The following is a 12,450-nucleotide window of genomic DNA, read 5'->3' as shown; positions in this document are numbered from 1 at the left end:
CGAGCGGCTTTCCAGGATTTACGCCTTGTTGCTGCAACTGCTTAAGAAATCAGGAAAGCGGCAGGCAAAATGAAAGAAACAGCGGCAAAAAGTGTGACAATGACTGCCTCACGCGGCGGCGGCGTGTATAATAGGCTCGTATGTAGCATCTCTTTCGACAATCACATACAAAAGACACTCATGGCTCAAGGCACGCTTTATATTGTTTCCGCCCCTAGCGGCGCGGGTAAATCCAGCCTGATTCAGGCTTTATTGAAAACCCAACCGTTGTACGACTCCCAGGTTTCTGTTTCGCATACCACGCGCGATCCGCGCCCGGGTGAAGTTCACGGTGAACACTATTTCTTTGTCGATCACGATAAATTCAGGTCGATGATTAGCGAAGACGCTTTCCTTGAGCACGCTGAGGTTTTTGGCAATTATTACGGCACCTCTCGTGAAGCTATTGAGCAGGTTCTGGCGACCGGCGTCGATGTTTTCCTCGATATCGACTGGCAGGGCGCCCAGCAAATTCGTAATAAAATGCCCGGCGCGCGCAGTATCTTTATTCTGCCGCCGTCAAAAGACGAGCTTGACCGCCGCCTGCGCGGCCGCGGTCAGGACAGCGAGGAAGTCATCGCAAAACGTATGGCGCAGGCAGTTGCAGAAATGAGCCATTACGCGGAATATGATTACCTTATTGTGAATGATGATTTTGATACCGCTTTAGGCGATCTGAAAAACATTATCCGCGCTGAACGTCTGCGCATGAGCCGCCAAAAGCAGCGACATGGCGCTTTAATCACCAAACTATTGGCAGACTGAACCCACATTCAGTATCATGCCCAGTCATTTCTTCACCTGTGGAGCATTTTAAGTATGGCACGCGTAACTGTTCAGGACGCTGTAGAGAAAATTGGTAACCGTTTTGACCTGGTACTGGTCGCCGCGCGTCGCGCTCGTCAGATGCAGGTAGGCGGAAAGGATCCGCTGGTACCGGAAGAAAACGATAAAACCACCGTTATCGCACTGCGCGAAATCGAAGAAGGTCTGATCAACAACCAGATCCTTGACGTACGTGAGCGCCAGGAACAGCAAGAGCAGGAAGCCGCTGAATTACAAGCCGTTACCGCGATTGCTGAAGGTCGTCGTTAATCACACAGCGGGTCGCCCTTGTATCTGTTTGAAAGCCTGAATCAGCTGATTCAAAACTACCTACCGGAAGAGCAAATCAAGCGCCTTCGGCAGGCGTATCTCGTTGCACGTGACGCTCACGAGGGTCAGACACGTTCAAGCGGTGAACCCTATATCACGCACCCGGTAGCGGTGGCCTGTATTCTGGCCGAGATGAAACTCGACTACGAAACGCTGATGGCCGCGCTGCTGCATGATGTGATTGAAGATACCCCTGCAACCTACCAGGACATGGAACAGCTTTTTGGTAAAAGCGTCGCCGAACTGGTAGAGGGGGTGTCGAAACTTGATAAGCTCAAGTTCCGCGATAAGAAAGAGGCGCAGGCCGAAAACTTTCGCAAAATGATCATGGCGATGGTGCAGGATATCCGCGTCATCCTCATCAAACTTGCCGACCGCACCCACAATATGCGCACCCTGGGCTCGCTACGCCCGGATAAACGCCGCCGCATCGCCCGCGAAACGCTGGAAATTTATAGCCCGCTGGCGCACCGTTTAGGTATCCATCACATCAAAACCGAGCTCGAAGAGTTGGGCTTTGAAGCGCTGTACCCTAACCGCTACCGCGTCATCAAAGAAGTGGTTAAAGCAGCGCGCGGTAATCGTAAAGAGATGATTCAAAAGATCCTCTCTGAAATCGAAGGGCGTTTACAGGAAGCGGGGATCCCCTGCCGCGTCAGCGGTCGCGAAAAGCATCTGTACTCCATTTACTGCAAAATGGTGCTTAAAGAGCAGCGTTTTCACTCGATCATGGATATTTACGCCTTCCGCGTTATTGTTCACGATCCCGATATCTGCTATCGCGTGCTGGGCCAAATGCACAGCCTCTACAAGCCGCGTCCCGGTCGTTTCAAAGATTACATCGCCATTCCAAAAGCGAACGGCTATCAATCTTTGCACACCTCGATGATTGGCCCCCACGGCGTCCCGGTCGAGGTACAAATCCGTACCGAAGATATGGACCAGATGGCGGAAATGGGGGTTGCGGCGCACTGGGCTTATAAAGAGCACGGCGGCGAAAGCAGCACGACCGCGCAAATCCGCGCTCAGCGCTGGATGCAAAGCCTGCTGGAACTGCAGCAGAGCGCCGGTAGCTCGTTTGAATTTATCGAGAGCGTTAAATCCGATCTGTTCCCGGATGAGATTTACGTTTTCACCCCGGAAGGGCGCATTGTCGAACTGCCTGCCGGCGCCACGCCGGTGGACTTCGCCTATGCGGTGCATACCGATATCGGCCATGCCTGCGTCGGCGCGCGCGTCGACCGTCAGCCCTATCCGCTGTCGCAACCGCTCTCCAGCGGCCAGACTGTCGAAATCATTACCGCGCCGGGCGCACGCCCGAATGCCGCATGGCTGAACTTTGTCGTCAGCTCGAAAGCGCGCGCCAAGATCCGCCAACTGCTGAAGAACCTTAAGCGCGACGATTCCGTCAGCCTTGGCCGCCGATTGCTCAACCACGCGTTAGGCGGCAGCCGCAAGCTGGCAGAAATCCCGCCGGAGAACATCCAGCGCGAACTTGACCGTATGAAGCTTGCCACGCTTGACGATCTGCTGGCGGAAATCGGTCTCGGTAACGCAATGAGCGTGGTGGTGGCGAAAAACCTGCAGCAGGGCGAAGCCTCTGCCGCACCGGTGCCGGCCAACGCGTCGAATCACGGCCATCTGCCGATCAAGGGCGCCGACGGCGTGCTGATTACTTTCGCCAAGTGCTGTCGTCCGATTCCGGGGGATCCGATCATCGCCCACGTCAGCCCAGGCAAAGGGTTGGTTATCCACCATGAATCCTGTCGTAACATCCGCGGCTACCAGAAAGAGCCTGAGAAGTTTATGGCGGTCGAATGGGATAAAGAAACTGCGCAGGAATTTATCGCCGAAATTAAGGTGGATATGTTCAACCACCAGGGCGCGCTGGCTAACCTGACGGCCGCAATCAACACCGCGTCTTCCAATATTCAGAGCCTGAATACGGAAGAAAAAGATGGCCGCGTTTACAGCGCCTTTATCCGCCTGACCGCGCGCGATCGCGTGCATCTGGCGAATATCATGCGCAAAATTCGCGTCATGCCGGACGTGATTAAAGTCACTCGTAACCGAAATTAGCTTTTACAAAAATCGAATCCCCAGGAAGGTACTGAAGTACGTGACTGGGGTGAGTGAGTGCAGCTAACGCCGAGGCAGTTCGAAGGATTAAGTAGAATGAATTCACAGCGTTATGCGCGTATCTGCGAGATGCTCGCCAGGCGTCAGCCTGATCTGACGGTCTGCATGGAGCAGGTCCATAAACCCCATAACGTCTCTGCGGTCATCCGCACCGCAGACGCCATCGGCGTACACGAAGTACACGCCATCTGGCCTGGCAGCCGTATGCGCACCATGGCCTCTGCCGCAGCCGGCAGCAATAGTTGGGTGCAGGTGAAAACACACCGCACTATCGGCGATGCCGTCAGCCACTTAAAAGGCCGGGGCATGCAAATCCTCGCGACGCACCTTTCCGACAAAGCCATCGATTTTCGCGAAATCGACTATACGCGCCCGACCTGTATCCTGATGGGCCAGGAGAAAACCGGCATCACCCAGGAAGCGCTGGCGCTGGCAGACCAGGACATCATTATCCCTATGGTCGGTATGGTGCAGTCGCTGAACGTCTCCGTCGCCTCCGCGCTGATCCTTTACGAAGCGCAGCGTCAGCGGCAGAACGCTGGAATGTACCAACGCGCTAATAGCATGCTGCCGCCTGAAGAGCAGCAGCGGCTGCTATTTGAAGGCGGTTACCCGGTGCTGGCGCGCGTCGCCAAACAAAAAGGGCTGCCTTATCCCCACGTCAACGAGCAGGGTGAAGTCGAAGCCGATGCCTCGTGGTGGGCAACGATGCAGGCGGCGAGGTAAATCCAATGTCAGGCCGCCTGTTAGATGCCGTCCCGCTCAACTCGCTGACCGGCGTTGGCGCCGCACAGAGCAGCAAACTGGCGAAAATCGGTCTGCATACGGTTCAGGACCTGCTACTTCACCTGCCGCTACGCTATGAAGACCGGACTCACCTGTATCAAATCGGCGAACTGCTGCCGGGCGTCTACGCAACCGTAGAGGGTGAAGTGCTCAACAGCAATATCACCTTCGGCGGCCGCCGGATGATGACCTGTCAGATCAGCGACGGCTCCGGCATCCTGACCATGCGTTTTTTCAACTTCAACGCGGCGATGAAAAACAGCCTGGCGACCGGTCGTCGCGTGCTGGCCTACGGCGAAGCTAAACGCGGCAAGTTTGGCGCCGAGATGATCCACCCGGAATATCGCGTGCAGGGCGATATGAGCACCCCGGAGCTGCAGGAAACCCTGACTCCGGTCTACCCGACCACTGAAGGCATTAAGCAGGCGACGCTGCGCAAACTCACCGATCAGGCGCTTGAGCTGCTGGAAACCTGCGCGATTAGCGAACTGCTGCCGCCGGAGCTGGCGCAGGGGATGATGAGTCTGCCGGAGGCGCTGCGTACGCTACACCGCCCGCCGCCGTCGCTACAGCTCAGCGAGCTGGAGAGCGGTAAACATCCGGCACAGCAGCGTCTTATCCTGGAAGAGTTGCTGGCGCATAATCTCAGCATGCTGGCGCTTCGCGCCGGCGCCCAGCGCTACCATGCGCTGCCGCTCAGCGCCAACGACACGCTGAAAACCCAGCTCCTGGCTTCCCTGCCCTTTAAACCAACGGGCGCGCAGGCGCGCGTCACCGCGGAGATCGAGCGCGATATGGCGCTGGACGTGCCGATGATGCGCCTGGTACAGGGCGACGTCGGATCCGGTAAAACGCTGGTTGCCGCGCTGGCCGCCTTGCGCGCTATCGCCCATGGTAAGCAGGTGGCGCTGATGGCGCCGACCGAACTGCTGGCCGAGCAGCACGCCAATAATTTCCGCAGCTGGTTCGCGCCGCTGGGCATTGAAGTCGGCTGGCTGGCTGGCAAACAGAAAGGCAAAGCGCGCCAGGCGCAGCAGGAAGCCATCGCCAACGGTGAAGTGCAGATGATTGTCGGCACCCACGCCATTTTTCAGGAGCAGGTGCAGTTTAACGGCCTGGCGCTGGTGATTATCGACGAACAGCACCGCTTTGGCGTTCATCAACGCCTGGCGCTGTGGGAAAAGGGCCAGCAGCAGGGCTTCCACCCGCATCAGCTGATCATGACCGCAACACCGATTCCGCGCACCCTGGCGATGACCGCCTATGCCGACCTCGATACCTCGGTTATCGATGAGCTGCCGCCGGGCCGTACCCCGGTAACGACCGTCGCTATCCCGGACACGCGCCGCAGCGACATTATCGACCGCGTGCGTAACGCCTGCACCCAGGAAGGTCGCCAGGCCTATTGGGTCTGTACGTTGATTGAAGAGTCCGATCTGCTGGAAGCCCAGGCGGCGGAAGCCACCTGGGAAGAGCTCAAACTGGCGCTGCCGGAACTTAATATCGGCCTCGTCCACGGGCGGATGAAACCAGCGGAGAAACAGGCCGTAATGCAGGCCTTCAAGCAGGGCGAGATGCACCTGCTGGTCGCCACCACGGTGATTGAAGTCGGCGTTGACGTCCCTAACTCAAGCCTGATGATTATTGAAAACCCGGAGCGTCTTGGTCTGGCGCAGCTGCACCAGCTACGCGGGCGCGTCGGGCGCGGCGCCGTCGCCTCCCACTGCGTGCTACTCTATAAATCGCCGCTCTCCAAAACGGCGCAGAAGCGCCTGCAGGTGCTGCGCGACAGCAACGACGGTTTCGTCATCGCCCAGAAAGACCTGGAAATCCGCGGCCCCGGCGAGCTTCTCGGCACCCGCCAGACCGGCAACGCCGAATTTAAAGTAGCGGACTTGCTGCGCGATCAGGCCATGATCCCCGATGTTCAGCGCATTGCTCGTCATATTCACGAACGCTATCCGCTGCAGGCGCAGGCGCTGATTGAGCGCTGGATGCCGGAAACCGAACGCTATTCCAACGCGTAGCGCGTCCTTTTTGCCGCGCTACGGGCAACTTTTCTACACAATGAGTGGATTATGAAACGAGAACTGGCCATCGAATTTTCGCGTGTCACCGAAGCCGCCGCGCTGGCGGGCTATAAATGGCTGGGCCGCGGCGATAAAAATACCGCCGACGGCGCAGCGGTTAACGCCATGCGCATTATGCTCAACCTCGTCAATATCGACGGCACCATTGTCATCGGCGAGGGCGAAATCGATGAAGCGCCGATGCTCTATATCGGCGAAAAAGTGGGTACCGGCAAAGGCGACGCGGTAGATATCGCCGTCGATCCGATTGAAGGTACCCGCATGACGGCCATGGGCCAGGCCAACGCGCTGGCGGTGATGGCGGTTGGCGATAAAGGCTGCTTCCTCAACGCGCCGGATATGTATATGGAAAAGCTGATTGTCGGCCCCGGCGCCAAAGGCGCCATCGATCTCAATCTGCCGCTGGAAGAGAACCTGCGCAACATCGCCCGCGCGTTGAACAAACCGCTTGGCGAACTGACCGTCACCGTGCTGGCAAAACCCCGCCACGACGCGGTCATTGCGCAACTGCAGCAGCTGGGTGTACGCGTGTTCGCGATCCCCGATGGCGACGTGGCGGCCTCCATTCTCACCTGTATGCCGGATAGCGAAGTCGACGTGCTGTACGGCATCGGCGGCGCGCCGGAAGGCGTGGTTTCGGCGGCGGTGATCCGCGCGCTGGACGGCGATATGCAGGGCCGCCTGCTGGCTCGTCACCACGTGAAGGGCGACAGCGAAGAGAACCGCCGTATCGGTGAAAACGAACTGGCGCGCTGCAAAACCATGGGCATCGAAGCGGGTAAAGTGCTGCGTCTTGATGAAATGGCGCGCAGCGATAACGTCATCTTCTCCGCCACCGGGATTACCAAAGGCGATCTGCTGGACGGTATTACCCGCAAGGGCAATATGGCGACCACTGAAACGCTGCTGATCCGCGGTAAATCGCGGACTATCCGCCGTATTCAGTCGATTCATTACCTCGACCGAAAAGACCCGGACGTCCAGCAACACATCCTGTAAAACATTTGATCAATCGAGCTTTCCAGCCTTTTCGGGCTGGAAATCTTCTCCCGTCGCGGTGAAGATAGACTGACGAGATTGAAAGGAGAGACGCAATGGCAAACTGGGTTACAGGTAAAGTTGTAAAAGTGCAAAACTGGACCGATGCACTGTTTAGCCTCACCATTCACGCGCCCGTTGAGCCGTTCACCGCAGGGCAGTTTGCTAAACTGGGCCTGGATGTTGACGGCGAGCGCGTGCAGCGCGCCTACTCCTACGTCAACGCCCCCAGCAATCCCGATCTTGAGTTCTACCTGGTCACCGTTCCGGAGGGTAAACTCAGCCCGCGACTGGCCGCGCTGAAACCCGGGGACGACGTTCAGATAGTTAGCGAAGCCGCCGGTTTCTTCGTGCTGGAAGAGGTGCCGGACTGCGACACGCTGTGGATGCTCGCCACCGGTACGGCGATCGGCCCCTATTTGTCGATTCTGGAAGAAGGGAAAGACCTGGATCGCTTCAAAAACCTGGTGCTGGTGCATGCGGCGCGCTACGCAGCCGACCTCAGCTATTTACCGCAAATGCGCGAGCTGGAGCAGCGCTACGCCGGCAAATTGCGTATCCAGACCGTGGTCAGCCGCGAGACAGCGGAAGGTTCGCTGACCGGCCGGGTGCCGTTTCTGATTGAAACCGGCGCGCTGGAAGAGGCGGTCGGCCTGGCTATGACCGCCGATACCAGCCACGTGATGCTGTGCGGTAACCCGCAGATGGTGCGTGATACCCAGCAGTTGCTGAAAGAGACCCGGCAGATGACCAAACATCTGCGTCGCCGACCGGGCCATATGACGGCAGAGCACTACTGGTAATCAGGCGTCCGCTTTCCAGCGGACATCCTGCGTCTCTTTGCCAAACTTATTTTCGCCCTGGGTGCCGACGAACGCGCCCAGGTCGATCAACATCATGACGATAATCAGCGTCGGTACAAAGCGCCCAACGCCCCACTGCCAGACCTGCGGCAACATCGCCCAGTTGCCCGCCAGCAGCATCCACGCCAAAATCATCAGCAGCGCCCAGAGGCCGGATCTCCCGCGATCGTGCAGACGCTTCACCACCACCGCCGCCGTCGGCCAGAGCAGGCAGACGAGAATAAACGCCGCGGTCTGTAAACTCAGCAAATTGCTGCCCGCGAGGGTAAACAGCGCGCTCATGGTCAACACCCAGATAACGATCCAAATCCAGAAATCCCGGCGGCCAATACGGCCTTTAATTGAGAATAACCACTGCTGTAGGGTCATGTTTTATTCCTTATCATCATCATTCGCGTAGTTTACCCTGAAGGCGTCACTTTTTGACAAGCGTGACGGTTCCCGTTTTAATCGTCGGCAGGCAAAAAAAGGAAAGACAGGCATGAAGAAGTGGGCAATCTTAAGTTTGATTGGGCTGACAGCGTTATCTGTCGGCCCGATGGCGTTGTCCGCAGAAACAGAATCCGCCGCCACCGCCCCCTATCTTTTACCCAGCGCGCCGATTTTTGATGTCAGCATCAGCGAGTTCCGCGAAAAATTTAATGCCGATAATCCGAAACTGCCGCTTAACGAGTTTCGTTCTATCGCCTCCAGCCGCGATAAAGCTAACCTGACCCGCGCTGCCACCAAGATTAACGAGAATCTGTATGCCTCTACCGCGCTGGAGCGCGGCACGCTAAAGATTAAATCGATGCAGATAACCTGGCTGCCGATTCAGGGGCCGGAACAAAAAGCGGCGAAAGCGAAAGCGCAGGAATATATGAGCGCCATTCTTCGCGCCTTTGTGCCGACCCTAAGCCCACTGCAGAGCCAGCAAAAGCTGCAAAAACTGCTGACCGCCGGCAAAGGCAAACGCTACTACACCGAAACCGAAGGCGCGGTGCGCTATGTAGTGGCAGATCACGGGGAAAAGGGGCTAACTTTCGCCATTGAACCGATTAAGCTGGCGCTATCTGAAACGCTGGAAGACAACAATAAATGACAAAAAGCAAAGCCTTTCCAGTGACGAGTCTCTATACTGTTTCACAGACCATGCTGCCCTCTGGGGCGGCTATATTCCTTAATTCGCTTAGTAGCGTGGAGAATTAAAATGCGACATCCTTTAGTGATGGGTAACTGGAAACTGAACGGCAGCCGCCACATGGTAAACGAACTGGTTGCTAACCTGCGTACTGAACTGGCCGGCGTAAGCGGCTGTGCAGTGGCAATCGCGCCGCCGGAAATGTATCTCGACCTGGCTAAGCGTGCGGCAGAAGGCAGCCACATTCACCTGGGCGCGCAGAACGTTGACGTGAACCTGTCCGGCGCATTCACCGGTGAAACCTCCGCCGAAATGCTGAAAGATATCGGCGCGCAGTACATCATCATCGGCCACTCCGAACGCCGTACCTACCACAAAGAATCTGACGAACTGATCGCGAAGAAATTCGCTGTACTGAAAGAGCAGGGTCTGACGCCGGTTCTGTGCATCGGTGAAACCGAAGCTGAAAACGAAGCGGGCAAAACTGAAGAAGTGTGCGCACGTCAGATCGACGCGGTGCTGAAAACTCAGGGCGCAGCCGCTTTTGAAGGCGTGGTTATCGCGTACGAACCAGTATGGGCTATCGGTACCGGTAAATCCGCTACCCCAGCGCAGGCTCAGGCGGTACACAAATTCATCCGTGACCACATTGCTAAAGCTGACGCTAAAATCGCTGAGCAGGTCATCATCCAGTACGGCGGTTCCGTTAACGCCGGCAACGCCGCAGAGCTGTTCACCCAGCCGGACATCGACGGCGCGCTGGTTGGCGGCGCTTCCCTGAAAGCAGACGCTTTCGCGGTGATCGTTAAAGCTGCAGAAGCGGCGAAAAAAGCGTAATTCGCTTTCCCGGTGGTGAAACGCTGCCGGGGTTGCTGACAAATTCGCCAAATGAAAACCCGGCTTAGCGCAGCGCGAGCCGGGTTTTATATTATCGCTACAATTTCCCTAATAGCTGATACCACGCATAATCCAGCGGCAGCAAAATCAAATAGCTCACCGCCGCCAGCGCCAGACATAGCAACATCCCCGCTCTCGCCGGGACTTTACCTAATCCCATCGCCACCACAATCGGCGACGCCTGGTATGGCAGCAGCGGCGTGGAATAACCCAGCACCTGAATCATAATCACGCTCAGCAGCGGAAAGCCGGTCGCGTCGGCAAAGCTCTGCGCAAAAGTCGTATACAGCGCCGGGGCGCCGTTGGCGGTCATAATAAAATTCAGCGCGCTGGTAATTCCGGTCAGCGCCAGGAAGCTGGTGAACGGATTATCTTTATCCAGCGGCATCACCTGCAGCAACGCGTTACCCACCGCGCCGCCAATCCCGGTTTGGGTCACGGTAATCGCCAGTCCCAAAATGCCGGCAACATAAATGCAGGTGCGCATATTCACCCCGCTGGCGAACTCCTCACCGCTGATAAATCCTACTCGCGGCAGCAGCGTGACCACCGCTGCCGCAAGGCCGGTCCACGCCGGGCCGACGCCGTGCCAGCTTTCGGTCACCCATAACGTCAACACCACCGCCAGTAGCCACGCCAGACGCTTTTCATCGCGGCTCATTGGCGCCTGCGGCGCCAGCTCGCGCGGCGGATGCGGCTTGCCGGGAAACAGCCAGCAGATCAGCGCCACCAGCACCGCCCCTTTCAACCAGCCAAGCACTGGCGTATGCAGCAGTAAATAGGGAACGTAATTCAAATGGATCCCGTAAGAGCCTTCCGCCGCCCCGCTCATCACCAGATTTGGCACGTTAGCAGGCAAAATGGTCGCAGATAGCTGGAAGGTGCCAAAGCCCACCGCCAGCGCCAGGCCGTACCAGCCGCGCGTGCCGTCGGCTATCCCCGCGCGCCGGGCCATCGCCGCCACGATCGGCATCAACAGCGCGATGCGCCCCATATTTGATGGCATCACAAACGCCAACGCATAACTCAGTAATACGACGCTGCCGACCATCCGCGGCCAGGAGTCGGTGAGCCGCGCCGATAGCGCCTGCGCCGCTCTATCCGCCAGTCCGGTTTTACGGATGGCGATCCCCAACACAAAGCCGCTGAACACCAGCCAGAACGCGGAGGAAGCAAAACCGCCGAAGATCACCTCCGGCGGAGCGATTTTGGTCATCATCGCCGCCGCGAAGAACAGCAGCGCGGTGATAAATTCCGGTAACAGCGAAGTCGCCCAGAGCACAATGGTGATGCCGACGATCAGCGAAGGGAGGAACAGCGGATGGGTTAGCCAGAGCGACATGCCTGTCTCCTGTCGTTTTTTTCAGCAAGAATACGACGACAGGAAAGACAGGTAAACGCCAGAACTAGTGGTTTGCGTTAAGAATTGCGCAGCTATGATCCTGAATTTCTTCCGCCGAAGCACGGTTGAGAGTCAGCAGGTTACGCTCTGTCGCCAACAGCACCAGCGAGCCGTCGCTTTGCCGCGCCATCGCTAACGCATAACGCCCCATATGTTCGCGCGCTTCCGGTACCTCTTCCGCCAGCATCAGGAACGGGCTGCGCTGAGCCAGCTCGGCTTCCGTTACCCGACGCGCCAGATATTCATGGCCCTGCAGACCGCCCGGCAAAGGGAGCCAGCGGCTGCTAATTGTCGCCGCATCATTATCTAACTGCGCGCGGACATCGGGACGCAGGCAGGAGATATGAATATGGAAATGGTTTTGCGTGCGCCCGCTGCGCGAGTTAATCGCCAGCGATACCGCGTTATCATCAATCGGCGCGCCGCGGCGTTGGCTCATAATTTCGCGCCCCTGCCACGCCTGCCAGAAGAAATTCGGCGTCAGCGGATCCAACAGCAGCGGACTTTCGGTACCGTTAATACGGTAGGTCGGCATCAGCAGATATTGCAGCGGGCCGTTGCGATCTTTAAATAACACGTAGCCGCCCTTGAGGTTCACTTCCGCGCACGGCGACGGGTTTTGATGTTGCTGCTGATTGGGTACGCACTGCTGCAGGACAATATGACGTAACGCGTTCGGGTTGCCGGAATGCAGCCAATAGTAGCCGCCAGCCAGCGCCGCCAGAATAACCACCAGCAGCGCCCATAAAAGGTATCTTACTCTTCTCATTATTGTTCCCTGTTAAGCCTGAACCGGAAGAGTAACGTAATTTGATGACTAAATAAAAACAGATGGCGGGCGGGGAGTTATCCCGGGTAGCGGCTAACGCCTTACCCGGGCTACCGGACGGCGCAGAACTGTAGCCCTGCTAAGCGTAGCGC

General features: G+C 57.4%; 12 protein-coding genes. 9 read left to right on the top strand and 3 right to left on the bottom strand.

Features of this window, described 5'->3' with window-relative positions; translation table 11 throughout:
• Nucleotides 1-180 precede the first annotated feature (180 nt).
• The 7 genes from gmk (at nucleotide 181) to fpr (ending at nucleotide 8,050) form a co-directional block, all read left to right on the top strand.
• Nucleotides 181-804 (top strand): guanylate kinase, encoded by a 624-nt coding sequence (gmk, locus tag ABLV08_RS05255; RefSeq protein WP_045375273.1) that lies wholly within the window; start codon nucleotides 181-183, stop codon nucleotides 802-804.
• A gap of 54 nt (nucleotides 805-858) precedes the next feature.
• Nucleotides 859-1,134 (top strand): DNA-directed RNA polymerase subunit omega, encoded by a 276-nt coding sequence (rpoZ, locus tag ABLV08_RS05250; RefSeq protein ID WP_000135058.1) that lies wholly within the window; start codon nucleotides 859-861, stop codon nucleotides 1,132-1,134.
• Nucleotides 1,135-1,152: 18 nt separating this feature from the next.
• A complete protein-coding gene (spoT, locus tag ABLV08_RS05245; protein ID WP_015369143.1) occupies nucleotides 1,153-3,273 on the top strand; it encodes a bifunctional GTP diphosphokinase/guanosine-3',5'-bis pyrophosphate 3'-pyrophosphohydrolase in 2,121 nt (706 codons plus the stop codon).
• 96 nt (nucleotides 3,274-3,369) lie between these two features.
• Entirely contained in the window at nucleotides 3,370-4,059 is a 690-nt protein-coding gene (gene trmH / locus ABLV08_RS05240; protein ID WP_015369142.1) for a tRNA (guanosine(18)-2'-O)-methyltransferase TrmH, read from the top strand.
• Between the two features lie 5 nt (nucleotides 4,060-4,064).
• Nucleotides 4,065-6,146, top strand: coding sequence for an ATP-dependent DNA helicase RecG (gene recG / locus ABLV08_RS05235; protein WP_015703814.1), 2,082 nt, complete (start codon nucleotides 4,065-4,067; stop codon nucleotides 6,144-6,146).
• 51 nt (nucleotides 6,147-6,197) lie between these two features.
• Nucleotides 6,198-7,208, top strand: a complete 1,011-nt coding sequence (gene glpX, locus ABLV08_RS05230; protein ID WP_015369140.1) for a class II fructose-bisphosphatase — start codon at nucleotides 6,198-6,200, stop codon at nucleotides 7,206-7,208.
• Nucleotides 7,209-7,303: 95 nt separating this feature from the next.
• The gene (fpr, locus tag ABLV08_RS05225) at nucleotides 7,304-8,050 is read left to right on the top strand and encodes a ferredoxin--NADP(+) reductase (RefSeq protein ID WP_015369139.1); all 747 of its coding nucleotides are present in this window, start codon (nucleotides 7,304-7,306) and stop codon (nucleotides 8,048-8,050) included.
• Here fpr and ABLV08_RS05220 read toward each other — a convergent pair whose 3' ends face one another.
• Nucleotides 8,051-8,479, bottom strand: coding sequence for a DUF805 domain-containing protein (locus tag ABLV08_RS05220; RefSeq protein WP_015369138.1), 429 nt, complete (start codon nucleotides 8,477-8,479; stop codon nucleotides 8,051-8,053).
• A gap of 112 nt (nucleotides 8,480-8,591) precedes the next feature.
• Here ABLV08_RS05220 and ABLV08_RS05215 point away from each other — a divergent pair, with 112 nt between their 5' ends.
• Both ABLV08_RS05215 and tpiA read left to right on the top strand, forming a co-directional pair.
• Nucleotides 8,592-9,191 (top strand): DUF1454 family protein, encoded by a 600-nt coding sequence (locus ABLV08_RS05215; protein WP_015369137.1) that lies wholly within the window; start codon nucleotides 8,592-8,594, stop codon nucleotides 9,189-9,191.
• A gap of 108 nt (nucleotides 9,192-9,299) precedes the next feature.
• Complete coding sequence (gene tpiA / locus ABLV08_RS05210; RefSeq protein ID WP_002922909.1) at nucleotides 9,300-10,067, top strand: triose-phosphate isomerase; 768 nt, start codon at nucleotides 9,300-9,302, stop codon at nucleotides 10,065-10,067.
• A gap of 97 nt (nucleotides 10,068-10,164) precedes the next feature.
• Here the strand turns inward: tpiA and ABLV08_RS05205 are convergent, their stop codons facing one another.
• On the bottom strand, nucleotides 10,165-11,469 hold the full coding sequence (locus ABLV08_RS05205) for an SLC13 family permease (RefSeq protein ID WP_262830556.1): 1,305 nt from the start codon (nucleotides 11,467-11,469) through the stop codon (nucleotides 10,165-10,167).
• 64 nt (nucleotides 11,470-11,533) lie between these two features.
• Nucleotides 11,534-12,298: a CDP-diacylglycerol diphosphatase gene (locus tag ABLV08_RS05200; RefSeq protein WP_015369135.1), complete on the bottom strand. Its 765-nt coding sequence runs from the start codon at nucleotides 12,296-12,298 to the stop codon at nucleotides 11,534-11,536.
• Nucleotides 12,299-12,450: the final 152 nt, after the last annotated feature.

It is taken from the genome of Klebsiella sp. CN_Kp088, from assembly GCF_040064335.1.
Taxonomy (GTDB): domain Bacteria; phylum Pseudomonadota; class Gammaproteobacteria; order Enterobacterales; family Enterobacteriaceae; genus Klebsiella; species Klebsiella aerogenes.
This window is presented reverse-complemented; position numbering and strand designations above follow the sequence as displayed.